The sequence below is a fragment of the Bartonella sp. CL25QHWL genome (genome assembly GCF_042195335.1).
GTDB lineage: Bacteria > Pseudomonadota > Alphaproteobacteria > Rhizobiales > Rhizobiaceae > Bartonella.
In genome coordinates this window covers 18,552-45,058 of record NZ_JBHIOE010000001.1, presented here as the reverse complement: position 1 = coordinate 45,058, position 26,507 = coordinate 18,552, and the positions used below count along the sequence as shown (strand labels likewise).

Below are 26,507 nucleotides of genomic sequence, written 5' to 3'. Positions count from 1 at the left end.
TCTGTACCCCATGGGTTAATTAGAAAAATTCATAGAGAACAGAAAATATTAAGATATCATAGAAGTCGATGATATGCCATGCAAGAGATAATGCTAAAGAAGCACAAGAAGAGTTTTATTGTTTTTTAGGAAAAAGAATCACTTTGCTTTTAAGCAGTAAAAATACGTTTAATTCAATTAAAAATATTGCAGAAAGAAGCTGTGGTTTGCAACAAAATGCTGATGATATTAATGGATACCATAAGTGTTTTATAGTGGTACGTTTGAGAAGTAGTTTATTTATTCTTTCCAATAACACACTGAAAAAGTTTTACATGGTGGTAACCCGGAATTTATGGCGGCACATTTGAAGTCCCTCTTAAGATGGGACTGCTAGGAATAAAATATCCAGCAACATCCAGTTATGGAACAGTTAGAAATAAGAACGTAAAAAATTACCTAACTGATTAGAGAGTATAATCCGGAAGAGACCAAAAACAAGCGCATAGATTGAAAAAAGAAAACAACAATACACGCTACTCATGCAATCGCTACGATTATTAGCTAATAAAAGCCCTTAGGGCTGAATTGAAGGACTCATAACATCTTATTCTAGCAAAATGGCTAAAGAAACGACTCACAACAGAATGAAATAACAAAAAAACAAAGATAGGTAAAAATAAATCACAAAATAAAGAATTTAAAAAGTCTGCTTTATAAGTAAGATATTGATAGATGGCGCACCCGAAGAGATTCGAACTCCTGACCCCCAGATTCGTAGTCTGGTGCTCTATCCAGCTGAGCTACGGGTGCATATATTTCAATTTTTTACATTGTCTAAGACAAAGGGTTCCTAATCGTTTCATTAAAGAAATGCAAGTGAAACTTGGATAGTAATAAAAAAATCTCTCTTTTTTATGAGATATTTTAAAAATATTATGGCTTCAGTTGGTTTTGATATGAACATTTTTTTGTTGTGACCATACAAAGCAATATGAACGATAGTTAACTTGACGTTTTTATAGATGAAAGATAATCAAGCAGAGATGAGATCTGTTTTTTGCGGTGGGGGTAAGACACACACACCCGCTGTTGGGTTTTTGTGTAAAACGCCGATATTACTGTTGAAAACTATTTCAGATAAACATGACACAGCAAGGGCGGATGTATGGCGTTATTAAAAAAGAGCTTTCCATTAGTGTTTTTAATCGTTGTTTTAACGGTTACTTATTGGGCTGGAAAAAAGAGTGCAGAACAACCCATTTCTATGGTGGATAAAACAAAAGTATCAGATAAAACTTCAAATGGAAAAATGGGAAGGCCACCGGTAAATGTTGTCGTTGATCTTGTAAAAATTCAAGATTTTTATGAACAACTTAACGTTTTAGGGAGTGGAAAAGCTCTTGCAGAAGTTGAGCTTACCCCTTTATCCTCAGGTGTTATTGATAAGCTTTTTGTATCAGCAGGTACAAAAGTACAAGCCGATGATGTGATTGCAAAGCTTGATTCTAAAAAAGAAGAAATAGCGGCTGCAAAAGCAAAAGTGCAACGTGATAACAATGCGTTAACGCTTTCGCGCATTCTTAAATTACGCGCCAGCAATACAGCAACGGAAGTTCAAGAAATTATGGCACGCTTAGAGTTGGATAACGCAAATTTAGTTTTGCGTAATGCTGAATTAGATCTCGATCGGCGAACAATTCGAGCACCGATTCCTGGAGTTGTTGGTATTTTGCCCGTTGATGCGGGGAATAACGTGACCCTTAATACTGTAATAGGCCGTATTGAGAATAGAGAACGTATTTTGGTCGATATATGGGCCCCTGAACGATATGTGTCGCGCATCCATAAAGGAGATGAGGTAACGGCAACGTTAGTCGCGCAGCCAGATATGTCTTTTGTTGGTCATATTTATGCGATTGATAATATCGTTGATCCAGAAAGTCGCACACTTCATGTTCAGGTTGAAATCAATAATGAAAAAGATACGCTCATGTCTGGTATGTCCTTTTCTGTTGCCTTGCAATTTCATGGTGGTTCTTTTCCTGTCGTTAATCCTCTTGCAGTTCAATGGAATAGTAAAGGGTCATTCGTTTGGCGTGTGAGAGAAGGGAAAGTAGAGGCTATACCCGTATCAATTATTCAGCATAAAGCAGATCAAGTTTTCGTAAAAGCACCCCTAGAAAATGGTGATCAAGTTGTCATTCAAGGGGTGCAAATGCTTTATCTAGGAAGTAAAGTAACGATTGATGATCCAAAGTCTCATCAACAGCAATTACCAGCAGTTTACGGAACGGATATACAATGAGCCAAGAATTGAGCACAAAACAGCCTACGTCAAAGGTGGAGCAAGGTGGTCTCATTACCTTATTTATTCGCAGACCGGTTTTTACTTTTGTTTTAAATGCTATGATCATCATTGCAGGATTTGCAGCATGGTTAAATGTTGATGTAAGAGAATTACCCGATGTTGATACTCCCGTAACGACGGTTGTGACGGTGTTTTCTGGTGCGTCGGCAGAAACAATTGATCGTGAAGTTACAAAAGTTATAGAAGATGCCGTTTCTCGTGTTTCAGGTGTTAAGACGATTTCTTCAACGTCTTCTTTTGGGCGCTCCCGTGTACAGATTAATTTTAATGTTGGTGTTGATTTGAATGTTGCGGCATCTGATATTCGTGATGCTCTCTCCCGTATTACCTATTCTTTACCGAAAGATGCGGATTCGCCTTTGATTATTAAAGCAGATTCGAATGCTGCTGCCATGATGTATTTGGTTGTGACGTCACCAACAATGAGTGTTGATGATTTAACCACGATTGTAAACGATCAGATTGTTGATGCAATTTCTGCTGTTGATGGTGTTGGTGATGTACAGGTCGATAGTGCTCGCACAAAGATTTTTCAGATTGATATAGATCAAGCAAAACTTGCAAGTTATGGATTAACTGTAGCAGATATTTCACGTGTTCTTGCTGATATGACAACAGATGTGCCAGTAGGGTCATTACGCAATTCTAAGCAAACTTTAGTTGTACGTGCTACTGCACGTTTAACAACACCAGAATCTTTTGAACAAGTTGTTTTAAAGCCTCATGTGCATCTTGGTGATGTTGCGCATGTTACTTTATCGCCGGATATAGAAACAGTTATTCTTCGTATCAATGGAAAGACAGGTATTGGATTAGGTATCGTGCGTAAAGCACAATCCAACACTCTTAATATTTCTGAAGGTGTGAGAGCCGTTGTTGATAATCTCAAAAGTATTGTTCCTTCTTCTGTACATATAGACGTTATTAATGACGATGCAATTTTTATTAAAAGCGCTCTTCATGAGGTTGAAGTTGCGTTGGTCATTGCTATTTTGAGCGTTATCTTGGTCATTTTTCTTTTTCTCAGAGACATTCGTGTAACGCTGATACCTGCTGTATCTCTTCCTGTCGCTTTGATTGGTACCATTGCGGCTATTTATCTTGTAGGGTTTTCATTGAATATTCTCACATTTTTAGGACTTGTTTTAGCAACAGGGCTTGTTGTGGATGATGCCATTGTTGTTCTTGAGAATATTGTTCGGTGGCGCAACATGGGATTAGGTTCCAGAGCAGCAGCGGTGATAGGAACACGTGAAGTATTTTTTGCTGTTTTAGCAACAACACTGACATTAGTGGCTGTGTTTGTTCCTATTTCCTTTCTTCCTGGGCAAGTTGGAGGGCTTTTTAGAGAATTCGGTTTTGTTTTGGCAATTTCTATTTTGCTTTCTTCAGTTGTTGCCTTAACGCTTTGTCCCATGTTGGCTTCACGTTTTCTCAAAGAACATATTGAGGATAAAGAGGAAGAGTCCCATCATTTTGCTTTTTTATATAAATTAGGTACTTTTTTTCATAAGGCATATACTTACAGTTTGCATAAGTGTTTAGAAAAGCCTTGGGCTGTTGTTTTTGCTTCACTTATTTTTGGGGGTCTTTGTGTTGGAGGCTATACGAAGCTACAACAGGAATTAACGCCAGCAGAAGACAGAGCTGTGATCTTTTTGGTTATTAATGGACCACAAGGTATTTCAACACAATATTTGAACGAGCAAATAGAGCAAATTGAAGCAAGTCTACAGCCATTACGTGATGCAGGAGAGATTGCTAACAGTTACTCTATCGCGGGTGCTGGCGGTTCACCCAATACTGCTTTTTTGATTTTATTGCTTTCATCTTGGGATAAACGTTTACGTAGTCAGCAAGAAATCGTGAAAGATATTAATGCAAAGGTTAAACAGTTTCCCGCAGTTTTTGTATTTGCTGCGCAGGGAAATTCTTTGGGTGTGAGAGGAACTGGGCAAGGGTTGCAATTTGCAATTCTTGGCAATGATTATACAACATTACAACCCATTGCTGATAAGCTGGTGAGTGCTTTACAAGATGATCCGCGTTTTATTCGCCCACGCCTTACTGTTGATGCAACACAACCGCAATTTTTTATTGAAATCAATCGAAAAAAAGCCTCCGATTTAGGGATTGATATCGCCAATTTGGGCGATACATTACAAACAATGTTGGATGGTAAAAAGATTGGTTCCATTAACGTGGATGATCATTCTTACGATGTTAAATTGATATCGCGTACAAATTCTATGAAGAGTCCTAGCGATTTAGAAAATATTTTTTTAAAAACCAAAGACAATCGATATGTTCCTTTATCTGTTATTGCGCGTTTACATGAAAAAGCTATTGCTCCTCAATTAAAACGGGAAAAACGCATGAATGCTGTTGTTTTAAGCGCAAATCTTGCTCCAGATATCGCTTTAGGGGAAGCTTACCAAACTGTACAGAAAATTGCTTCTCCTTTGTTATCAAAAGGAACCTATTTGGTTCCCTTAGGGGAAGCCGAAACGCTTAATGAAACATCTTCCAATTTTATGATTGTTTTTGGCATTGCCTTTTTGATTATTTTATTGATTTTGGCTGCTCAGTTTGAAAGCTTTATTTCAGGATTCATTATCATGGCCACTGTCCCATTAGGGATTGGTTGTGCTGTAATTGCTATGCTATTAAGTGGTGTGAGTCTTAATATTTACAGCCAAATTGGATTAATTTTGTTAATTGGTGTTATGGCAAAAAATGGTATTCTCATTGTTGAATTTGCAGATCAATTACGTGATCAGGGAAGAAGCGTGCGTGAAGCCGTAGAAGAAGCAGCAAACATTCGCCTTCGTCCAGTTTGTATGACAATGATTTGTGCCATTTTAGGAGGTATTCCTTTGGTTTTAGCCAAAGGTGCTGGCGCAGAAGCTCGTATAGCTTTAGGTTGGGTTATCGTTGGTGGCTTAGGTTTAGCAACTATTTTTACGCTTTATGTTACACCGGTTGTTTATCTTTTTTTAGGGCGTTTTATAAGACCAAAAGCAGAAGAAGATTTACGTTTAACAAAAGAACTCAATCAAGTTAAATGATGTATATGATAGAAAAGATTTGAAAGTTTATTCTTGTAAAAATATCATTTTCGGATCTTATCCTTTATATTTTGTATATTCCTTCATTTTTATGTGAGCAGTGAAAATAGCGAGTAATAAAAGAGATACTTTCTGCTTTGTTATTGTTTGGGCATAGATTTCATTATCAATAACCATATAGGATAAGCTTATGGGAGATAGCTTTTCGATTCGAAATGAAATGGCTTTTGAAGCCACATTAAAAGCTTTAAGAAACCATGCCGCAAAGGATGGGGTCTATGATATTCGTCGGCATTTTGTAGAAGATGAACAGCGTTTTTCCCATTTTTCCCTCAGACTTGATGATCTTCTTTTCGATTTTTCAAAATGTGGTGTGACATTTAAAACATTGCAACTTCTAGATGATTTAGCGGTTGCAGCAGATGTGTTAGGCCGGCGTGATGCAATGTTTTCTGGTAAGGCGATTAATGCAACTGAAAAACGCTCAGTTCTTCATATTGCATTACGTTTACCTGCTGATGAAATTTTCATGTTGGATGGTCATAATCTTATTCGCGATATTCAAGACGTCCTTGAAGATATGGAAAGATTTTCTGAAAAGGTGCGTGATGGAAGCTATAAGGGAAGCAGTGGCGAGAGAATAAGTGATATTGTCAATATTGGTATTGGTGGTTCTGATCTTGGTCCTGCAATGGTCACATACGCTTTAAAACCTTATCATGATGGTCCACAGTGTCATTTTGTTTCGAATGCTGACAGTGCCCATATTTCTGATACTCTCTCTATTTTGAATCCAGCAACAACGCTGTTTGTCATTGCTTCTAAAACTTTTACAACGGCTGAAACAATGGTAAATGCTCAAGTTGCACGTCAGTGGATTTGTTCACATTTAGGAGAAAAAGCCGTTTGTACGCATTTTGTTGCTGTTTCAAGTGCGCTTGATAAAGTGGCAGAATTTGGCATAGATTCCACAAGCGTTTTTAAATTTTGGAATTGGGTTGGAGGACGTTATTCAATTTGGTCAGCCATTGGACTTGTTGTTATGTTTGCAATAGGTGGTGGAAATTTTCGCAAATTTCTCAACGGTGCTTTGCAAATGGACCAACATTTTAAAACTATGCCTTTGCATAAAAATATTCCTATTCGTTTTGCTCTTTTAGGATTTTGGCATCGTGTTATTTGTGGTTATTCATCACGTTCGATCATTCCTTATGCACAGCGTTTAATACATTTTCCAGCTTATTTACAACAGCTTGATATGGAATCAAATGGTAAGCAAGTTTCGCTGGATGGAAAACCATTAAGTTTTTCAAGTGGTCCAATTGTTTGGGGGGATTCAGGAACAAATAGTCAACATGCTTTTTTTCAGCTTCTGCATCAAGGAACAGATATTATTCCTGTAGAATTTATTTTATTTATAAAAGGGCATGAGAAAAATTTACATTCTATGTATGAGATGTTGCTAGCAAACGGTTTAGCACAATCAAAAGCATTGATGAAGGGGCGTAGTATTGAAGATGCTCGGCATATCTTGATAAAAAATGGAGTTGGTGAGGGTGAGGCAGATCATTTAGCACTTCATAGAAGTTTTAAAGGAAACCGTCCCAGCATTACGTTGGTTCAAGATTTATTAACACCTTTTGCACTCGGTCGTCTTATTGCACTTTATGAACATCGTACTTTTGTTGAAGGGATTTTAATGAATATTAATTCATTTGATCAATGGGGGGTTGAACTTGGTAAAGAATTAGCAAACGAGTTACTACCAATTCTTCGTGGAGAAAGTAAAGCGGATAATCGCGATAGTTCAACATTAGGGTTGCTAGCACATATTCAAGCAAGACGTGCAAAATAAATATAATTTGACAGTAGGTTTTGCACTAACTAAGCAAAAGTAGAATGAGAGAGAAATATGAGATAATTCTTTAATTTTACTATGCGTTCTCTTATTATCTGAACTAGATTTATGTAACAGAAAATCAAAAAAGTGCAAAAATTGTAAAAAGGAGAATTTATTCGCAAAAACGATAAAGACCTTTGAGAGGTCTTTGAAGACCCTTTGAGCCCCCCTTAAAATCCTTCGAAAAAAATAAATTGGTACAAAATCTAGTGTCAAATTATACAAAATCTGCTGACAAGCTACAACCGGCAAGCTACGATTGAAGACATTTTAATAATATCGTTTTATAAATTAATGGCGGAGAGAGAGGGATTTGAACCCCCGATAGAGTTGCCCCTATGCCGCATTTCGAGTGCGGTGCTTTCAACCACTCAGCCATCTCTCCATAATAAAGTGAAACAAAAATCGGCACTATTTGAGTGTATAAGGGGTAGATAACCTTCTATTGTTTTTGGTACAACCTTTTTTTCTTTTTTATGGGACTTTATTGACAGAGAATAGAAATTCCTTCATATATACAAAATATAAGCGTGGGGAAATCTGCGCATATTTGTGTTGAAGAAGGTTTTATCCTTCTTTGAGATTTATTACGACTGATAAAAAGCAGCCTATTTTCCCTTATTTCAAGGCAGAAATTAAATAAGAGCTGGAGTGAACGGAAGGATAAAAAATGTTCGCAGTCATTAAAACTGGTGGTAAGCAATACCGCATTGTTGCTAATCAAGTGGTAAAAGTTGAAAAAGTTAGTGGAAATGCGGGTGATGTTGTTGAATTCAATGACATATTAATGGTTGGGCAAGAAGGTAATGCGGTTATTGGTACCCCTGTCGTTGCTGATGCATTGGTGACAGCTGAGATTTTAGAACAGGCACGTGGGCGCAAGGTTATCGCATTTAAGAAGCGCCGTCGTCAAAATTCTAAACGCACGCGTGGCCATCGTCAAGAATTTACGAGGCTTCGTGTTTTAGAAATTTTAATGGGTGGTTCAAAACCTAAAAAAGTTGCTGCAAAACCGATAAAAGAAGAAGCAACTACACCACAAGAAACAAAAGCTGCTGCTTCTGTTGAGAAGACGGCTAAAAAAACGGTTGAAAAAAAGACTGCGCCGCAGAAGAAAGCGTCTGTAGCATCAAAGAGTAAGAAAGATTAAAGGAGAGCGTCTATGGCACATAAAAAAGCTGGTGGTTCCTCGCGTAATGGTCGTGATTCAGAATCGAAACGTCTAGGCGTTAAAAAATTTGGTGGTGAAACCGTTATTGCCGGAAATATTATTATTCGCCAGCGTGGTACACGTTGGCATCCTGGTAACAATGTTGGTATTGGAAAAGATCATACGCTTTTTGCATTATCAAATGGAAAGGTTTCTTTTCAACGCAAAGCGGGTAATCGTTCCTATGTTTCAGTCATTCCTATGCTGGAGGCAGCAGAGTAATCTGTAACACTCTCTAGCAATCAACAGGATTTCATTGAATTATAGTTGTGGTTTTATAAGTATTAAAAGGGAAAGATAGAGTCTTATCTTTCCCTTTTTGCGTTGGTACTATAATAAATGTAGAAGATATACGAAAAAGGTAGAATTGAGGAAATGGCTTTTCTCAATGAGGGAAAAAGTTTGTGCGATGTTATGTTAGTATTTAGTACTGAACATATTGATATTATGATAGAATTTGTTGATAAATTTCTGTATAATAATAGTGAGAGAGACTTTCTTTTTATGCATGAAGAAGTGTCTAGTGATTTCTTATAAGAGAAGCAGTTTGTTTTCAGAAAATTATGAGAAATTTAATGAGAGCATTCTTTATGTAATCATTTTGATAAAGATGGGTCTTTTTATCGGCATTGTGGTATTGATGAGTTGTCATACTGTTTTTAGGTGGTAGTGTGGATAGGTGTGGCTATTCATTTAAAAAGACATAGGGATAAAAAATCCATAAGAAGGCAGCCAAAACTACTTTGAAAGTGACGTGCATTAAGGAATTTTCGGTAAATCAAGAGTGAAATTATATTTTTAAGGAGGACGGTGTTTAAAGATATAAAAATAACCAACGTGCAATCAGCGCCCTTCAAGAATATTTTTTCTGATTTCACTATTATTGTGTATTGTTGAAAGTAAATAAGCATAAGAGCTAGGGTTAAGGCAATCATTGCGTTTCATTTTTTACTTTATTTATCTTATTTGTAGAGTTTTTCTTTATTTTAGTAATTGATGATGGTGCTTGGGGGGATGTTCGTACTTTGCAAATGTGCGACAGAGGGTATTGTGTATTTGCGATATTGATTGAAGTAAAGGTGTAGCTTAAAATATATAAATATTATATATCGAGGGTTTGATATCATAAGATGGGCAGCACGGAATTTTAAAGATGATAAGTTGCATGGAGCAATTTGTAATTATGTAATGAATTTATAAAGAGGGATAATAGGTTAAATAAACTTTGAGGAATCAATCAAAATATTAGCTGAAGTTACGGATGATTGGGAAGGATGCTTTTTTGTAGGAAAAATAATGAAAAGTTATGTTGAATAACTTAGGATAATGAGAGCGTTTCGAAAACATAGTTTTTCAGGTGATTGGTTCTGTAGAAAATGGGGTTTTGTCTTTGTAAAGTAAAAGAGTAAGAGGCAGATTTGCTTATAATGCTTTTAAGCACTTCGCTAGATAATAATATCCAATTGTTTTATCGGTTATATTGAGGTATTTAAGCACCTCACTTAGCTATATTCCGTAAAATATAAATAAAGCTGTGGTGGTATTTATAGCTTGTATTTTGGGAAATGCAGCTTTGAAAAGGAATGTGTCAGAGATATTGGTGTTCAAATGTGAGGCAATTTGAATTCATGATGAGATATGAGAAAGCAGAAGCAATGAATGTAGATTTTGCTGATGGTGAAATCTTGTCTATAAGATCTGTACAACTTGCAGCTGCTTTTGATCATAAAAATGATGCAATTTATGCTGCTGCTGAATTGCTTGTGCAGGTTGGTGCAGTTGATAAGTGTTATCTGGCAAGCATGCTTGCACGTGAAGAAACAACCAATACTTGGCTTGGAAATGGTATAGCCATTCCTCATGGTATGGCTGAAAATCGTGATTTAATTATCAAGGATGCTGTTGCTGTTATACAGGTTCCTGCTGGTGTTGAGTGGCAGGATGGCAAGAAAGCATATTTGGTTATTGCCATTGCAGCGTGTCCAGATCGCTATAGAGAAATTTGTAAAAAATTGACGTCTCTTTTATTTGATAAAAAACAGCTTGAAGTACTTGCAACAACTATGGACAAACAACAAATTGTTACAACTTTGTTTGACCAAAATATGAAGATAGAAAAAACTTTTATTGGTGACCTTTCTGTGTGTCAGGAATGGACTTTAGATTATCCAAGTGGTCTTCATGCACGACCAGCTTCTCTTTGGGTTGATTTTGCGAAAAAGGCTCAAAGTTCCATCAGAGTTCGCCATGGTCAATATACCGTTGAAATGAAAAATTTGGTTGGTTTATTGCAATTAGGAGCAAAAAACGGTGATGTTCTGATTTTTTCTACAGATGCTTCAGAAGGAGCACAACTTCTCAATGATGCCATTGCTATTGCAAAAAAAGTGAGTATTAGTGAAAAATGCCTGATGAGAGCAATGGAATCTCAAACAAAGGCTTTTCATGGTTGGTATCCACGCTCTATGCAAAAAGGCATTTCTGGTGTTGGAGCGAGTTCAGGATTAGCATTTGGTAAGATTTTTGTTTTAAGGCAAAATGATATTTCCATAATAGACCAGCCAATTGATTTTGCAGCTGGTGCAGCATGTCTTGAAAATGCTCTTACAAAAACAAAACATAAAATGGCATCTGTAATTTCTGATATTACAGTGCGTATGGGAGCAGATTCTGCTGCAATTTTTTCTGCGCAAATGGTTTTGCTTGACGATGAAAATTTAATAGCTCAAGCTTGTCGTTTTATAGCGGAAGGTCATGGTGTCGCTTGGTCTTGGGATAGAGCGGTTCGTCAATTTTCAGATATGTTTTTTAAGGTAGATAATCCTTTGTTAGCAGCACGTGCTGTTAATTTAGTTGATGTTGGTCGACGTGTTTTAGGTGAAATCAATCCATCCTATAGATCGTTCTTTTTAAATGATATTCCACATGGTGTAATTCTGGTTACAAATGACCTTTCTCCTTCTGATGTAGCACAACTTGATTGTACAAGGGTAAAAGGATTAGCAACAGCATGGGGAGGTCCATTATCTCATACAGCTATTTTGGCGCGTACTCTTGGTATTCCAATGGTTGTTGCTACAGGTGATGATATTTTAGCGATTCAGTCTGATATTCAGGCTATTATTGATGGCGATAACGGGTTTATTTACCTTGATCCTACGCTTGAAGACGTTGAAGATGCTCAAAGGCATATTGATACTGTTGCGCAAAAACGTGTCAGTGAAATAAGTGCGTGTAGATTACCAGCGCAAACGATAGATGGTCAAAGAATTCGTATCATGGCCAATGTCAACTACGCAAATCAGGTTCCTGTTGCGCTTGATTTGGGGGCTGAAGGTGTTGGACTCATGCGCACGGAATTTTTGTTTTTAGAGAATCCACATATTCCGGATGAAGAGCTACAATTTAATATATATCGGACGATGATTACAGCTGTAGGAGATAAGCCATTAATTATTCGTGCACTTGATATTGGTGGGGATAAACAGGTTACGCATTTACATTTATCTAAAGAGGACAATCCTTTTTTAGGTGTTCGAGGAACGCGGCTTTTGTTACGTCGACGTGATCTTTTGGTGCCTCAATTACGTGCTTTATATCGAGCAGCAAAAGAGGGCGGAGATCTATGGATTGTGTTTCCGATGGTCATGTCTGTTTCAGAGATTGTCGCTATAAAAAAGATTGCAGAGGAAATCCGCAACGATATCGATGCACCAAAATTAAAACTTGGTATTATGATCGAAGTTCCAGCAGCGGCCATTATGGCAGATGTATTAAGCGCCCATGTTGATTTTTTTTCAATTGGAACCAATGACCTAACACAGTATACAATGGCTGTTGATCGGCAAAATCCGTACCTTGTGTCTGAAGCTGATAGCCTTGATCCAGCAGTTTTGCGTATGATTTATCAGACTATTCAGGGAGCTGCACAAAATAAGTGTTGGGTTAGTGTATGTGGTGGTATGGCTGGAGATCCTTTTGGTGCAATGATTTTGACTGGATTGGGAATTAATGAGCTTTCTATGATATCTTGCGATATTTCTCCAGTAAAGGCGTGTTTACAGACTCATAGTTTTGAAGATATGAAAATTTTAGCACAAAAAGCATTACAATGTGAAACTGCACGAGCTGTACGTGCTCTAAGCAAGGATATAAGGTGATAGAGAACATTAAGGGGAAAAAACGAGCTCATTTTTCAGACTAATCAGATCTTTAGTGTTGTAAAACATTATCCTTTAGGACAATTATAAGCAGCATATTAATTTGTAATGGTAATTTATCGTGTTACATAATGAGAGCCTTAAATATTGTAGGGTTTTCTCGTTTTAAATTTCTCTATATTAAATTAATAAAAATTATTCTTTTATACATTACAAAGAGGAGTAATGTATGGATAAAAACACTCTAAGAAAGAATAAATGCCTTTTATGCATTTTCTCAAATCGCAATGGATGTTGTAATATTAGGTGATAAATAGCGTGATGGTACTTGGCTTTTACTTTTTATTTAAGGAAAGATGATTCTATCCAATAGATTTTATACCATTCATAGACACCGTATGAGGTAGATGTGACAAGCTTTAAGAGATGTTTTTTAACAAACGTGTGGATGAGAAAGAAAATAGTATTTTTAGAGTATTCTGTTTTGTTATGAGACCATATCCCACTTAAAGAATGCGATAATCAAAAGTATGAAGTAATACGTAATCTCTTTTAAATAATAGAGATTACTTTAGATATTTTGAAAACTGTAAAGCTGAATTTAAAAGTATATGGTAAAAATGAAAACAGGTTTGCATTTTTATGATTTTGTATTTGACCAAAATGACTATTTTTTCATTTCAGAAAATAAGATATATTCATACATATTAAATTAAAAATGCAAAGGTTTTTTTGTCTGAATTTTATTTTCTTTAGTATCAACTAAATATAGAAGTGTGAAATTGAATAGAGAATTTAGAGTAGGGCTTATTCTGTAATCCTATGAAAGAGAAAACTGACACCATCACACTATTTTACAGCCCTCAATGTTGCAAGAATTCGTGCTATTTGAAAAAATACATAAGAGGCACTTATCCTCTCTTAAAATGTTCTTCTCCCACATACCATCCCCGCTTATGACGTATAAACGATAATTTATTATTATAAATCAATATTTATATATTATCTGAAACATAAAAGTGATTAGCAGGTAGATCTCATTTCAAGAGAGAGTTGTTTGTAATCAAAGTTACAGTGATTAAGTATTTTCATCCTTGGAGGCAAGAAGAAGGTTGAAAACGATTTTTATTGAAATGAAATTTATTATCTGAATAAACAATTTTAATATTATATACATATAAGAAGTTCATATCGTTATTATTCTATTTATTATTAGGGTAATCAATGGTGTTAAGTGAGAGATATTAATTATTTGGTTATGCAAAACCATGGACTGTATGCCAATTTTAAGAGAAGTATTTTTTTGTGAAGCAGAAAGTGCGTAAATGAGTATGAAAATTTATAACTGGTGACAATCTTTTTATTCCCATTATTGTATTCTACAAACCTATCCACGAAAAAAGTTTTTTCTTAAAAAGAAGGGATGTGCTTGTTATTCAACAGATATAAGCTCTTACTTTAATAAATGAATTTATTTTTTGGGTTTTGAATGTATAGTTTAGACTTGCACGTTATTTCTTTCTGGGTATAGTGCAAACTTCTGGAGAGGTGGCCGAGTGGTTGAAGGCGCACGCCTGGAACGCGTGTATATGGGAAACCATATCGAGGGTTCGAATCCCTCTCTCTCCGCCATTAATTTAAAACGAACTTTCATATGCTTGATATGACATAGTTTAAAAAGCTCAGCATTTGCAGGATTTTTTGCTGTTGCAATTGACCAGTTCGCGCCAATCTATACCTGTCATTATGTACACCTGGAAATTGCTGTTGAATTTCCATGAATTTTACACTTTTTAAGCTCCTCTCCTCTCGATCTTGAGATAACCTGATCTAGCATAAACGATCTCTTCAAATATCATTAAAGGATTTTTGCCATTATCACTAACTTCTGGTAGAGCTTTTAGAATTAATGGTGATCATAGTGCTATTTGCAATTTCGTTGCTTAACGGGCTAAATGCGTTTTATCCACATGAGAGGTAACAAACACCTCAGCTTTTCTCACGCAATGTGCTTATTTAAAATTAATGTCATGAATATTTGTACAAAATTTTTATCTATACGATAATCAAAAAAAGGCTAACATAATATAATAATTGAATATCATTCATGCGGCACTTTCTTTTATCTTTAAGCTTTGTATGTAAATAGATAGTCCGTGCAAAATAAATAAAGGGGCGCAAAAGCCTATAAATACACATAGGACGTATAATATAGAAAATGAAAAAAATTTTCCTGCATATAAAAGCACAATAGAGAATAAAGCTGTTATGATGCGTACACTGGCATCGCCTGCCAAAATCACCTCGGCTAAATTTTCACTAGGTGTGATAGCTTGTCCAATTGTTATTCCCGATATCCTAAAATAAAATTGCCCAATACCTAATAAAAACCCCATAATATAAAGGGAATATTGAGTAAAATTTAAATATAAAACAAAAGAGATTGCGATCACGGCAAAAGCCGGTGCCCCCCATACAAAAAAACGAATTAAAGATGGAAATTTCTGTAAATAATAAGATGAGATAAGACCATTGATCACAAAACCCAGTGCTGACAAAGCAAAAATAGAATTTTGAATAGCTGTAAATTTTATATTATCTGATGTTATAGAAGCAAGCACAAGTGGCAATAAAACAATAGGCCCCGTATAGAGAGAATTATTCAAAATACGATTAATCGTTAAAAAACGCAACGCAGAAATCCGCCAAAGGCACCTGAACCCAACTCCATAAGCTTTTTGAGATGGCTTTTTTAATAGCTCTTTTGCTCTGTTTAGTTGTTGTATAGACTTTATACGAAACCATAAGCAGGCATTCAAAAGATAGATAAATACAATAAAGGCTATGGCTATTTTGTGCCCCAAATGCGCAATTATAAAATATATAAGCAATGGGGATATAATAACAAAAAACTGACAGCAACTAGTGTAAAATGCAAAAATTCCAGCTTTTTGTTTGGGAGCTGGAACCAGCTGATTCAAGGCACTATTGTTATTTGGGTTATCAGCCCCCATCAAGAGAGCAAGTAAAAAAAATACAAATAAAATAAGTACTGGATTGTTCATAAATAATAAGAAAGACAATAAACAAGCGCAAATAATTTGACTATAAAACCCAATTATAAAGCCTTGATAGTGCGCCAACACGTTTCCCAAACATAAGCCAGCAATTCCAATTGCGATTAAATTAACGACATTTAAAGTAGCAGACGCTTCTCCTGTTGTATCTTGGAATTGTAACAAAGAAAGGCCAATAGATAATACACCACTAGCACAAAAACTCGTCAAACAACCAATCACAATCATAAGAAAAACAGAATTACGCAATAGCCTCTTTCCTTTTAAACAGAGACTCAAGCCATTTTATGATTTTCTCCATTGTCGAATATGGTTCGGTACTAAATTCCAGTTTTTCATAAAAGTTTAGTTCAAATGCGTTATAGGCACTTATTTTTTGAAAGTCATCTGTCAGCATGAATTCTATACTTGGCAACGTTGTACCCATAGATTGAGATAAATAATAGGAAATTACTTTCCAATACATATAGGTACGCTCTCTTGCCAAATAATTTTCCAAGGCATATTTCAAGTGACAACCACTTAAAATATATTTCGGACAATGGTGCAACGGATAATAAATACAAATAGCACCGGCTTCGTGTCCGGGACAAGAAGAAATATTAATATTTTTATCATTTCATAATATTACAAAAACGCTCAGTGAGAAGATCTTCCAAATTTAGTCTAGTCACAACAAGATTGGTTGCTAATTTTTGAGAGACATGAGACCAAGCCAATCTTACTACTAAAGTTCCAATAACCTTTAAGTCAGATTCTGGATAAGCTTTTTTAAAATTTTCCACCCATATGTCTCTGTGACATATAATAATTGGCTCATCTCGTCTGAATGAACAAGATGTAATTCTAAACCAATATTATCACAAAGTTTTGAGCTCTTGAATTCTCCGTATCCTAATCTGGTATTCTTAAATCATCATAGGAACTAAGAATTTTTAAGTATTCCAACTTTTATTAAACTTTGTAACAATCTATTGGAATCTCCCCTTCACTGACTTCGACAATTATTTTCTCACCACTACAAGAACAAAAAATTATCTTTGAATTTGCTTACTTTTAGAAAAAAAATGAGCAACACTCTTTCTTAACTAAAAGAAACACGCTCTCTACCTTTTTCTTTATGATTATCAAAAGTCTATTCTGTTACAATGCGATCATCAATTATTAGGAGAATATTCTGCGTTTAGCCTAATAAACTGTTATAATCAATGTTTCTCTCTGTTCTAAAAATCAGCGTTTTTTCTCCTAGAGATACTCGTAATTGCTGTACAATCTTTCCCCAAAAGGCACTCCTTCAACATTGCTATTAACACGATCATCCTGAGAAGTTTTATACATACACACTGCATTCTATGTATTTTTTGGAAAATCCCTTTGAATCTCTATCGAGCCTTGTTTTGGCAGTATCATTTTTAATATATCATAAATATTTTTATTTAATTTAATTTTAGAAAACTTAGTCATTATCGTGTTTCATTAGATGATATGAGCAAGGTAGGGATTCAATAGTGTTGTCTTGCAGAAAATATTGCGTCCATTCTCTATTTTGGAGTTTGCTATATTTTCTTAAAAAAGGAGATTTTGTGATAATATCAAAAGGTTCAGGCCTTTTTCCTACAACGAGAATACATTTTGTTCTGTATCGAGCAGATCAGAAAAAACCCACCTAGGCTGGAAAGTTAACATAAATATAGAACTTACTTAATTCTGTTTATATGGGATGGGGTATTGCAAGCTATAAACGTAGGTTCGCCATGAAAGCAGAACTCTCATAGATGATTGTACATATTTTTTTTGTATATGCTTAGGTCACTCTCGGTTGTCAAAAGCTCGCAAATTTTTAAGTGTAGACCAGAATTTTTCTCTATAAAATTCGATACTTTTTATGGGGGCAGGCTCCTCGAATGCAACAAAAGATGTGTTCTTTCCAAAACTTTTATAATTATCGCAATAAGTTATCAGGTCTTCCATTATATTTTTTGAAGTCAGCTTGTTGTAGAACCCAAATCTAAGCATATTTTTTGAGTATCCATTTACACTGAATAGGCAGAAAAGGCCTAATTGTGTTATTCATGGTTGCATTGAATTCTTTAAAAATGACTTGCTCCCATTTTTAATATTTGTCTATATTTTCAATTATTTGCGCTTCTGAATCCATTTTTTCTTCCCAATTGCTATATTTTATAAGAAATTGCTACGAATGATCCTCTCCAAAGCTGATAATTCATCATCACTGTGTCCACAAATTGCTATAATAGCTGGGCAGGTATTTAAATCGATGGTTAGGGGGAGGGGCTCGTTTTCTTTAAAAAAGAGCGTAAAATGAACCACATTTTCCCAAGAATGAAGCTTTTGCCGCCATACGTTAACATCTTTTATAATATGACCGTCGATCTCGTTGATAAGGAAGATAATACGCCCTTTTTTCTTAAAGCGACTTGGGGTTTGCGAAAACACGCCTGCAATAAGGTTAACGGAGCTTTCAAGTAAACCATCTTCATAGCAATGCGCGAACAAGGTGGGTGCAATTCCTCCGTGGAGGCGGGCTCCTACTTCGATCATCACTGGACCACGAGCTGTTTGCATGATTTCCATATGCGCAGGTCCATATTCAATCCCCAGTGCGCGAATGCATTGTTTTGCATAAGAGATAAGAGGGGCATAAGAGGGATCTTGAGCATCAAGCACATCAAGTGATTCATAAACAAAAGCACTTCCATTATGAATACCTTTTTTATACCGCGATAAAGCACATATCTTTATAGCCTCTCCATTTACAACGGCGTCGACGATGTATTCCTCTCCCTCCAATCTTTCTTGGAGCAAATAGGCCTCGTTAGGTGCGCCAAAAATATTTTTTTTCTTCCAGTCGATTTCAGAGGTCCACGTTACTACTTCCTCAAGATTAGAGAAAAACAAAACACCATCACTCCCTGCAGAATCATTTGGCTTTACCACATAGCCGCTGTGGCTTTCAAAACCATCGAGAGTACAATCGTTTTTTGTAAGAATCTTTGATCGGATGTAAGATAAACCATTTTCACAAAGGCGTTTTTGCATCGCTGCTTTTTTCCGTCGCCAATCGGTAGTCAAGGGGTTATTCCCAAGACAACCATAATAAGCCGCCAATTGCTCTGCACAATAGATACCTCTTTCGGCACCCGCTATTACAGCCTCTATCGTGCCGATAGGAAAGCGTTTCTTTATCTCATCTACACTATGAAGCTTCGCTTCTGCCATGCCCTTTCCCTGATAAGAAAGCATAAAGTGTGAAAAAGGAGCTGCTTGAGAGACAACACCATAACAAGCATAGCCTAATTTTTGCAAAGCAGGGCTATAGAGGGCACCCGTGGAGAAAGGGTCGACAATAAGAATAGGTTTTCTCATACTTTGTTCCGCTGTGATAAAAGGAAAAGAACATAAATAAAGATTATTAGCCCTATAAGGGGCAGAAGATAAACAGCTGCTTGAGGACCCATAAGGGCAGAGCTTGTAAGAAGACCAAGAATGACATAACCTGCCGATTGGGAGAGAGTATAAAGCATACCGCTATAGCTTCCCACCAGCTCTGCTTGAGCCTCTGTTTTGGTTGCTTCAATCGTATGTTTGCGGGCATTAATTCGCATGGTATTCATTGAAAAGCCAATAAAAAAGCAAAAGACCACAGCCAAATAGGGCGATTGTGTGGTGCTAAAAATAAGATCAGCCATGCTCAACATAAGGGCTGGGAGAATAAATTCAAAACGAGGGATTTTGATAAAAGCAGCCAAAAAAGCGCCCACGCCCGCAACCGCACTGCAAAGCCCATAATATTCAGAGCCAAAATTTTTCACACTCTGAAAAAGAATAGTTGCCAGCGTATTATAAGCGCAAATATGAAAGCCAATAAGTCCTATGCAGACGCATAAAAGTTTAAGTTCACGGGAGAGCTCATCCGCTTGCGGTGTAGGCGCTGTCTTCTTACCAGTTGCAAGTGTTGTGGTATCTGTGGCGTTATATTCATCGCAAAAGATAATATATCCGGCTATAAGGCTTATAATGATGTCAAACACACAAAGTGTCACAATCAAACCATTATAACCGATTTCAGCCGCTGCCCCTCGAGGGCTGGTCGCTTCTAAGAGATAACCACTCAGTGCTGCTCCCAAAAATGCGCCAATTTGCACCACTGTTTGCATAATGCGGGAAGCCTTTTGGGCGCTAATATAACCACTAAGTGCTAGTTTAGTATTATAAGTCTCGAGAGTGCTTAAGGTAATCAAAGAGAGATAGCCGATAGAGATAGAGACAACGATAAAACCAAAGGGGGAATCAGCGTAATGGAAAAGTGCAATCAATAAAAGAAGGCTATAGATAATGATTCGCCTTTTGTATAAATCGACCAACCGCAGTGAGGCTTTAATGCGCACAAGACCGCTTTTTTTCAAAAGATAGGGCATAAGGGTGCCCAAAGCCATGGTTACGCCTAGGAAAACCGATGAGGATGTTATGCGATAAGCATTCCAAAGATTACTTAAAAATAAAACCATATCAGAAAGATACAGCAGGACAACAAGCCCATAAAACCGAAACATCCGTTGTTTGTGCACATTATCCCCCCCATTTCAGAATCTCTTAAAAACACACAGTATTATAAATCAGCACACATGTTTACAAATAATAAATACACACACACATAATTACTGGGCATGTCAAGTTTTTTGGTAGGGAACATTTGAACGCTGATGTTTATGGTAGTGATAGCTTATTATTCAGGAGAATGAATAGCGATAGAGGCTGGTATTTTTACTGCGTCTGTTGCGGGAGGCTTGCCAATAAGGGGAAAGCCAGATAACGAATATAACTATGTCCTAGAGATATATTTTGCGCTTTCAAGTTGATTTTATTTATACTCAAGGTTGAGGTTTTTCTATTGACCGTTGTTAGATGTTGTTGTGACAATAAACTTCGTTATCTATCAGAAACATTTATGGCATTAGCGCTAAGGTATTGTATTAAAGCCTTTACATAGTAGTCTGTCTAATAGAGAGGTATTATTGGTTCAGTTTTAGGAGGCTTTATTACGGCTGATTTGGGCGTCGTCGTTGTTTGAGGTCTTATTATAATATTCTTAATTTCAGTTTATGAATATACCGAAAAATATAGTGAAACATTTGATTTAAACGCTTTTGCAAGGCATATTTCAATATCTCAGCGATGTTTTCCAAGAATTGCTCTGCTGCTTTTTGACGGGATCGGATATCAAATGCTTATAGCGAGGGCAGTGGTTTGAGAAAAGATAGAGTTGATTTCATTAGCTTCCTATGGAGCGCAATCTAGTAGTAGCTCTTAAGGGACAATAATATACTGAGATCGAACTCATTTCTATACACTTACACGACGCTATAGGAGTAATCCTCAGAAACTCTACTAGAATTCGTCAAAAAATGACAGGTTATGGAGTGTGAACAAAAAAATATATTTTTTACAAATACTTAATCTCATTTTAAGTTGTCTAAAATATAACCTTATCTTAAAACTAAGTCTATATACTACCATTTATCATAAAGTTATACAAAATGCGGGAGTATTGTGTTTTTCTGTTTAGAGACGAGTTAAAAAACACCTTATTAAACATTAAGAGATTTCAGACATAAAACAATTTAACTTATGGAAAGTATATAGACAAAATGTATCTTGATAAAAAAGTTTATAATTCCATGTGGTCTCCAAAGAAATTTTCTGGTTCTTTTATTGTCTTATGTGGATTTGATGGGAGTGGTAAGACAACACAAACAAAAGAAATCGCTCGCCATTACTCAATAGAAAAACATATAATACAAACTTTTCAACCCAGTTATTGGTATAGAAATAATCCAGAAATTAGAGATTACTTAGATAATGGAAAAGCAATTGATCCGTTGCTTTTAGCACTCTTATCAGCGACAGATAGACGCAAACATACGCTTGAAATTATTGAACCTTACTTCACGTCATCGCAAAATTTATTAATTAGCATCGATATGTTTATTCTAGTCTTGCTTATTTTTATGCTCGAGAGCTTTCTGTTGAAAGTGTAGTTAAATTAAATCAATCTATTCCAAGACCTCATATTACATTTTATCTTCATTTACCGCCCACTACTATACTAGAGCGGTTGCAGAAAAGGGATGGTTTAAACTTAAAATACGAAGAAAAACTCTCTTTTATTGAAAAAGTTTACAAAGTATACAAAGTTTTATCAGAAATAGATGAGCGGTTTATAACAATTGATGGAACTGCTTCTGTTTCTTTAATTCATCATCAAATACGACATCATATAGATGAAGTTTGTTTTTGATTATGAATAAAATCATTTATTAATCAATTTATCCACGATAGATCCTCCTTTATGTATTCGTACTCTAAATCTGAAACTTTAGAGATATGATTGCAATAATTTAACTGCTCAGGAAAAATATCACGTTATATATTTTAATTAGAAAACTAACTGTAATGAGCTTGTTTTAAAAGATTTAGAGAAGGGGAGTAGAAAAGTTAGCAATATTTATTGTGAGGATAATAGTATGTTTATTCTTTTAGAGACGAAGTGTGGTGATAGAAGAACGACATGGAGGAATATACTCGAGCATATTTTAGTGCACGGAATAATAAGGACAATAATGTGAGTGAAGCTTCTATACCGTAAAATTGTTTCACATATGTATAAAGGTGTAGCTTCTGAATAAAACGCACATAAAATATTAATTTTGTTTTTGTCCATAAATGTTCCGTTTTCATAGAGGAATTAATCATAAAACAGCACAAAGATTATAAAAGCCTCAAAAAAGAAATTTTGCTTTCTTAAATTTAATGATCTAAAATGAAAATTGTAAGAATGCCTGTTTTTAAACAGGATGTATCATGCATATCGACTGGTATTCATTTTAGAGGATAATTTATGTTCACTTCAAATTTGAAGGAACGCATTGCTTTATTTGAAAATAGAACTTTTCTCTATTTTACTTTGAGCGGCTTATTTGCTACATTTGGAAGTGGACTAAATTATATTACATTGTCATGGCTCGCTTACAATCAGACGGGCTCAATCCGTGGTGTAGCGTTGATGATGCTTTTTCTTTGGACGCCTGGCATTGTTTTTGCGCCTATTTTTGGCATATTGGCAGATAAATATAATCGTAAAACGCAGATTATTATTTCAAATCTTGTGAGAGGTTTGGTAATTGTAAGCTGGGTAATGCTTTGGCATTTTGGTATAGAAATTGAATTGATGGTCTTATCTGCTCTTTTGGGTATTTTTATCCCTTTTTATATGCCATCAGCTATTTCTTTAATTCAAAGTATTGTGCTGAAGGAACAGCTCATCAATGCAAATGCGACCATCGATATGGTTTATGAACTTGGCACTATCGTAGGTATGGGCTTAAGTGGATTTATACTGTCCTATGCAGGAACAAAAGGAACTCTTCTAATAGGTGGTATATTCTTTATCATTGCTGGTTTATTTAATTTTGCAATGAAGGTACCTAAAAACCGAAGATCTAAAAATCAAAACCAGCAAAATTGGTGGGAAAATTATACAGCATCCCTTCATTATTTTAAACAGAATCCGGCTCTTTTTGTACCTTATATAAGCCAGATGATTATTATGACTCTTTTGATGACCATTCCTGTTATTCTCGTTCCTTATATACAAGAGGTTTTACATGCAGATAGCAGTATCTTTGCAATATTTGAGGTGCTTTATTCTATGGGCGTATTGACAGGTGCGTTTTTTTCACCACTTCTTTGTAAAGTTTTATCTATCAGGAAAACATTAGCCATTTTATTAGCTTTTATGGCTATTGGCCTCGCTATTCTATCTGTTAATACACACAATTTTGTTGTTTTTCCTGTTTACTTTATGATTGGATTTGGACTTTCGAGTTGGGCTCTTTCGATTTCTTTATCACAACTCTCTTGTGATCCTGAATACCAAGGAAGATTGCAGGCAAGTTTTAATGGTATCTCTGGATGCTTGATCCTCGGAGTCTACCTCATTATGGCAAGCGATAACAGTAGCATATCACCTCAATCGATATATTTTTTTCAAAGCATTGTTGCGTTTGTTGGAATACTCATAGTGCTGTTTTATAGACATGAAAAACAATAAATTACGTTTAAGAGTGGTCAATATACGCTATTTTATAAACATTTACGCTGCAGCACATTTCATATTTTGCTTTTAAAGGAGAGTTGAGAAAATGTAAAAGTTGGTGCTTAATGAACAAAGCATAAATTGATGTATACTAGAGAATACTCTCTATTTTTTGATAATGATCTAAAAGAATTGATGCGTTTCTTTAATTCATCTCACTGTTGTTAAGAAGACGAAAACGTAACACTTTAAATCTTCTTGAGAGTTTTTTGTTTAAGCGTAGTAGAAAGTAAAGCAATGAGGTAATATCGTATCATATGGGGAGAGTGTTGTATTATTTTTGTTTTTCAAAATCCATATGAAAAATTGTATCAATTTCATCTTCATTGGAATGGGTATTTCTACGACGATGCAAGGTTTGCACAATCTCTTTTTTTAAAACAGCATCTGTTTCACTTAAACGATGAATACTGAGTTCCAATTCAAGAGATAACGCCAAATCCACGCACAATTTAAGCTCTTCTCCAATGTCGAAACCGCGTTGATAGTCGTCATAAAGACCAACCAGTGTATCAGATAATTCTTTATCGCATAAAGAGGTCATGCTTAATTCCTCAACGTTGCGGGTTTCCATGCAGCTTTTTTAAGTATCACTCCACTATCATCACTTAAAATTGCCATGTATACGAACCTCATGGTTTTGTCAATTTTCTGCAAAATACGCGCTTTTAAATCAGTGCCTATTAAAGATTTTATTACTCCAAGTTTTTGAAGCGCCCAATTGTAAATATGGATGGCAATGTGTTTACTATAGAACTTATAGCATTTAAAATACACTGCCAAAAGGCTTTTAATGTGCGTAGAGGAAGAGTATTCTGACGATAAACCAAACACCCTGAAATCTCTATTGCCAATTACAGCTAACTCAGTGTCATTAATATATAAAATAAGCAAACAGGGTTTGTAAACGTCTAACTTTTTAATAACGAGTGATAATCTCATTTTTTGTAGAATACCAATTATTTTGCCTATTTTATATTGATTTTTAGACATTGATAAACTTTTTACCTTATAAAAACCTATGGGAAATGCATTTGCATATTTTTGTAATAAGATTTCAGTGGTATATTGCACAGCATGGAATGAAGAGAATCGTATTAGGCTTTTTGCTTTTGAAAGAATATGACTGCGACTTGTGAGAAAGCAGTTGGCAAGAATTGGCTTGGCATGCAAACTGATAGAGTTGGCAGTGGCGCATTTAGCTTTTTCATTGGGCTGTGTCCAAATGTTTTTGACTCTGGAAAATAGCCTCTGATAGGCTTGAGTTTTTCCAAGGTTATATTACAGGGGCGCAGTTCAGTAAAATACCACGGCGATTGCATTTTTTGTGTAATTGTCATAATTTTCGCTCCTGCTTAAACGGATGCTGCAACATCTGTTTTTGTGGGGTTATGTATGTGATAACTGCTCTTTTTAAGGAGCAGTAATAATAGATATAAATCAATATAATTATTTAGTCAACAATTATATTGATTTTGGAGTGTTTTTTGGCTCGTCCGGAAGCAAAACCTAAAACTGAGTTGGCAAAACGTTTTCGTGAAGTGCGTCACGCTCTTGGTTTTACAGAGCGTAAGCAGTTTGCTGCACATCTTGGTATCACTGCTGGCTCTGTAGGAACTTATGAAACTGGTATAAGTGAGCCTACAGCCTCTGCGCTCTCCAAATATCAAGAAATTTGTGGTATTTCCTTAGATTGGCTTGTGACGGGCAATGGCGAGATGTTTTCAGATATGGCAAAGGCGAAAGCAGCTGGTTTTAAACCGCAAGCGATACCTGCTGGGCTGATGAAAAAGCTGGGACATTTAGTTTATACGACCTATCATGATGCAAAAATAGATCTTTCTCCTGAAGATGTTGCGGAATTAGCAGCAGAGCTTTATGGAAGATTGCAAGAGCTTATTCAAAACCTCAATGATATGGAAGAAGTCGAAGCCACTTTGCCACTTTTAAAATTACATTTAAAGCGTAAAATCGAATCTGAAAAGCACATCTAGAAATTTCATAAGATACGAATGAACAGCCTTTTTAAAAAATAAAACTTTTTTGATTTTCTGCTGTATAACCAAGTTTGGAATGTGAAAACCTCACGATCTTCGAGTCTTTTATTCAACCTGAAAAACGAGAAACTATCATTATAAATCAATATATTGTTCTGATTAAAAATAAAGCAGTTCATAAAAAGAACGACGGGTAGCAATACAAACAAAATTGATTCAAAAAGAAGCTAATATAGTGTCATTCCTGAAATATTTGTTGGTTGAGGGAAAAGATACTGACAACAGTGAAAATACAATGACGATGTTTTGTTCCTATAGAAGGGTAACAGACATATACGCGAGAAGAACGAAAGATCATTTATAGCACTTTTGTCTTTTTATGAAGAGGACAAGATGAGCACGTTGGAACTTTTTACAGAGCGTGCATCATTATATTAAAAAAGATTTCTTTCAAAGATATGCATTATATATTGAAACAGATTATCTCGCAACAAAGAGTGAGATTATCATGATAATCGTTATCTATTACATTGTGCTATAAGTTAAAAAAATCATAAATTTGTGTTTAT

17 protein-coding genes, 3 tRNA genes and 1 pseudogene are annotated in these 26,507 nt (G+C 35.6%); 11 read left to right on the top strand and 10 right to left on the bottom strand.

Annotation, left to right across the window (positions count from 1 at the left end; genetic code table 11):
- Nucleotides 1-715: 715 nt before the first annotated feature.
- Nucleotides 716-792 (bottom strand) — tRNA-Arg (locus ACFILY_RS00130).
- 355 nt (nucleotides 793-1,147) lie between these two features.
- Between ACFILY_RS00130 and ACFILY_RS00125 the strand changes: the two genes are divergently transcribed.
- From ACFILY_RS00125 to pgi, 3 genes are all read left to right on the top strand, one after another.
- Complete coding sequence (locus ACFILY_RS00125; protein WP_375637187.1) at nucleotides 1,148-2,287, top strand: efflux RND transporter periplasmic adaptor subunit; 1,140 nt, start codon at nucleotides 1,148-1,150, stop codon at nucleotides 2,285-2,287.
- Nucleotides 2,284-5,418: an efflux RND transporter permease subunit gene (locus tag ACFILY_RS00120; RefSeq protein WP_375637185.1), complete on the top strand. Its 3,135-nt coding sequence runs from the start codon at nucleotides 2,284-2,286 to the stop codon at nucleotides 5,416-5,418. Before ACFILY_RS00125 ends, ACFILY_RS00120 begins: the two co-directional genes overlap by 4 nt.
- 190 nt (nucleotides 5,419-5,608) lie before the next feature.
- Nucleotides 5,609-7,273, top strand: a complete 1,665-nt coding sequence (pgi, locus tag ACFILY_RS00115; protein ID WP_375637184.1) for a glucose-6-phosphate isomerase — start codon at nucleotides 5,609-5,611, stop codon at nucleotides 7,271-7,273.
- Nucleotides 7,274-7,613: 340 nt separating this feature from the next.
- On the opposite strand, the gene ACFILY_RS00110 is transcribed toward pgi, so the two are convergent.
- Nucleotides 7,614-7,703: transfer RNA gene (locus ACFILY_RS00110), tRNA-Ser, on the bottom strand.
- Nucleotides 7,704-7,988: 285 nt separating this feature from the next.
- Here ACFILY_RS00110 and rplU point away from each other — a divergent pair.
- From rplU to ACFILY_RS00090, 4 genes are all read left to right on the top strand, one after another.
- Entirely contained in the window at nucleotides 7,989-8,468 is a 480-nt protein-coding gene (gene rplU / locus ACFILY_RS00105) for a 50S ribosomal protein L21 (protein WP_273790289.1), read from the top strand.
- Nucleotides 8,469-8,480: 12 nt separating this feature from the next.
- Nucleotides 8,481-8,750, top strand: coding sequence for a 50S ribosomal protein L27 (gene rpmA, locus ACFILY_RS00100; RefSeq protein ID WP_100130483.1), 270 nt, complete (start codon nucleotides 8,481-8,483; stop codon nucleotides 8,748-8,750).
- A gap of 1,406 nt (nucleotides 8,751-10,156) precedes the next feature.
- Complete coding sequence (ptsP, locus tag ACFILY_RS00095) at nucleotides 10,157-12,688, top strand: phosphoenolpyruvate--protein phosphotransferase (protein ID WP_375637182.1); 2,532 nt, start codon at nucleotides 10,157-10,159, stop codon at nucleotides 12,686-12,688.
- A gap of 1,542 nt (nucleotides 12,689-14,230) precedes the next feature.
- Nucleotides 14,231-14,320, top strand: a tRNA-Ser gene (locus ACFILY_RS00090).
- 473 nt (nucleotides 14,321-14,793) lie between these two features.
- Here the strand turns inward: ACFILY_RS00090 and ACFILY_RS00085 are convergent.
- The 5 genes from ACFILY_RS00085 to ACFILY_RS00065 all read right to left on the bottom strand — a co-directional run bounded on the left by ACFILY_RS00085 (nucleotide 14,794) and on the right by ACFILY_RS00065 (nucleotide 20,339).
- Nucleotides 14,794-16,014: an MFS transporter gene (locus tag ACFILY_RS00085; protein WP_375637179.1), complete on the bottom strand. Its 1,221-nt coding sequence runs from the start codon at nucleotides 16,012-16,014 to the stop codon at nucleotides 14,794-14,796.
- On the bottom strand, nucleotides 16,007-16,276 hold the full coding sequence (locus ACFILY_RS00080; RefSeq protein ID WP_375637178.1) for a hypothetical protein: 270 nt from the start codon (nucleotides 16,274-16,276) through the stop codon (nucleotides 16,007-16,009). Before ACFILY_RS00080 ends, ACFILY_RS00085 begins: the two co-directional genes overlap by 8 nt.
- 1,298 nt (nucleotides 16,277-17,574) lie before the next feature.
- Nucleotides 17,575-17,781, bottom strand: a complete 207-nt coding sequence (locus ACFILY_RS00075) for a YqcI/YcgG family protein (protein ID WP_375630481.1) — start codon at nucleotides 17,779-17,781, stop codon at nucleotides 17,575-17,577.
- Between the two features lie 165 nt (nucleotides 17,782-17,946).
- Nucleotides 17,947-19,152, bottom strand: a complete 1,206-nt coding sequence (locus ACFILY_RS00070; protein ID WP_375637176.1) for an ATP-grasp domain-containing protein — start codon at nucleotides 19,150-19,152, stop codon at nucleotides 17,947-17,949.
- Entirely contained in the window at nucleotides 19,149-20,339 is a 1,191-nt protein-coding gene (locus ACFILY_RS00065) for a hypothetical protein (RefSeq protein ID WP_375637347.1), read from the bottom strand. Before ACFILY_RS00065 ends, ACFILY_RS00070 begins: the two co-directional genes overlap by 4 nt.
- A 1,095-nt stretch (nucleotides 20,340-21,434) precedes the next feature.
- Between ACFILY_RS00065 and ACFILY_RS00060 the strand changes: the two genes are divergently transcribed.
- From ACFILY_RS00060 to ACFILY_RS00050, 3 genes and pseudogenes are all read left to right on the top strand, one after another.
- Nucleotides 21,435-21,824: a dTMP kinase gene (locus tag ACFILY_RS00060; protein ID WP_375637174.1), complete on the top strand. Its 390-nt coding sequence runs from the start codon at nucleotides 21,435-21,437 to the stop codon at nucleotides 21,822-21,824.
- A pseudogene (locus tag ACFILY_RS00055) lies at nucleotides 21,824-22,084 on the top strand (hypothetical protein); the annotation flags it as partial. The gene ACFILY_RS00060 and the pseudogene ACFILY_RS00055, both read left to right, overlap by 1 nt.
- 600 nt (nucleotides 22,085-22,684) lie before the next feature.
- Nucleotides 22,685-23,896 (top strand): MFS transporter, encoded by a 1,212-nt coding sequence (locus tag ACFILY_RS00050; protein ID WP_375637172.1) that lies wholly within the window; start codon nucleotides 22,685-22,687, stop codon nucleotides 23,894-23,896.
- Between the two features lie 319 nt (nucleotides 23,897-24,215).
- Here the strand turns inward: ACFILY_RS00050 and ACFILY_RS00045 are convergent, their stop codons facing one another.
- The 3 genes from ACFILY_RS00045 to ACFILY_RS00035 form a co-directional block, all read right to left on the bottom strand.
- Nucleotides 24,216-24,485, bottom strand: a complete 270-nt coding sequence (locus ACFILY_RS00045) for a hypothetical protein (RefSeq protein ID WP_012754562.1) — start codon at nucleotides 24,483-24,485, stop codon at nucleotides 24,216-24,218.
- A gap of 2 nt (nucleotides 24,486-24,487) precedes the next feature.
- Nucleotides 24,488-24,934: a hypothetical protein gene (locus ACFILY_RS00040; protein WP_375637170.1), complete on the bottom strand. Its 447-nt coding sequence runs from the start codon at nucleotides 24,932-24,934 to the stop codon at nucleotides 24,488-24,490.
- A 104-nt stretch (nucleotides 24,935-25,038) separates the two neighbouring features.
- Nucleotides 25,039-25,281, bottom strand: a complete 243-nt coding sequence (locus tag ACFILY_RS00035; RefSeq protein WP_273790297.1) for a hypothetical protein — start codon at nucleotides 25,279-25,281, stop codon at nucleotides 25,039-25,041.
- 147 nt (nucleotides 25,282-25,428) lie between these two features.
- Here ACFILY_RS00035 and ACFILY_RS00030 point away from each other — a divergent pair, with 147 nt between their 5' ends.
- Nucleotides 25,429-25,935 carry a helix-turn-helix domain-containing protein gene (locus ACFILY_RS00030; RefSeq protein WP_375637169.1) on the top strand — a complete coding sequence of 169 codons (507 nt, stop codon included), beginning with the start codon at nucleotides 25,429-25,431 and terminating at the stop codon, nucleotides 25,933-25,935.
- The last annotated feature ends 572 nt before the right edge of the window (nucleotides 25,936-26,507 follow it).

What these genes read in the sequence shown, in the direction of transcription:
- ACFILY_RS00035 (WP_273790297.1), bottom strand. Translation starts at nt 25,281, where the DNA reads ATGACAATTACACAAAAAATGCAATCGCCGTGGTATTTTACTGAACTG.
- rpmA (WP_100130483.1), top strand. Translation starts at nt 8,481, where the DNA reads ATGGCACATAAAAAAGCTGGTGGTTCCTCGCGTAATGGTCGTGATTCA.
- pgi (WP_375637184.1), top strand. Translation starts at nt 5,609, where the DNA reads ATGGGAGATAGCTTTTCGATTCGAAATGAAATGGCTTTTGAAGCCACA.
- ACFILY_RS00075 (WP_375630481.1), bottom strand. Translation starts at nt 17,781, where the DNA reads ATGCTTAGATTTGGGTTCTACAACAAGCTGACTTCAAAAAATATAATG.
- rplU (WP_273790289.1), top strand. Translation starts at nt 7,989, where the DNA reads ATGTTCGCAGTCATTAAAACTGGTGGTAAGCAATACCGCATTGTTGCT.
- ACFILY_RS00065 (WP_375637347.1), bottom strand. Translation starts at nt 20,339, where the DNA reads ATGTTTCGGTTTTATGGGCTTGTTGTCCTGCTGTATCTTTCTGATATG.
- ACFILY_RS00070 (WP_375637176.1), bottom strand. Translation starts at nt 19,152, where the DNA reads ATGAGAAAACCTATTCTTATTGTCGACCCTTTCTCCACGGGTGCCCTC.
- ACFILY_RS00060 (WP_375637174.1), top strand. Translation starts at nt 21,435, where the DNA reads ATGTATCTTGATAAAAAAGTTTATAATTCCATGTGGTCTCCAAAGAAA.
- ACFILY_RS00040 (WP_375637170.1), bottom strand. Translation starts at nt 24,934, where the DNA reads ATGTCTAAAAATCAATATAAAATAGGCAAAATAATTGGTATTCTACAA.
- ptsP (WP_375637182.1), top strand. Translation starts at nt 10,157, where the DNA reads ATGATGAGATATGAGAAAGCAGAAGCAATGAATGTAGATTTTGCTGAT.
- ACFILY_RS00125 (WP_375637187.1), top strand. Translation starts at nt 1,148, where the DNA reads ATGGCGTTATTAAAAAAGAGCTTTCCATTAGTGTTTTTAATCGTTGTT.
- ACFILY_RS00045 (WP_012754562.1), bottom strand. Translation starts at nt 24,485, where the DNA reads ATGACCTCTTTATGCGATAAAGAATTATCTGATACACTGGTTGGTCTT.
- ACFILY_RS00050 (WP_375637172.1), top strand. Translation starts at nt 22,685, where the DNA reads ATGTTCACTTCAAATTTGAAGGAACGCATTGCTTTATTTGAAAATAGA.
- ACFILY_RS00120 (WP_375637185.1), top strand. Translation starts at nt 2,284, where the DNA reads ATGAGCCAAGAATTGAGCACAAAACAGCCTACGTCAAAGGTGGAGCAA.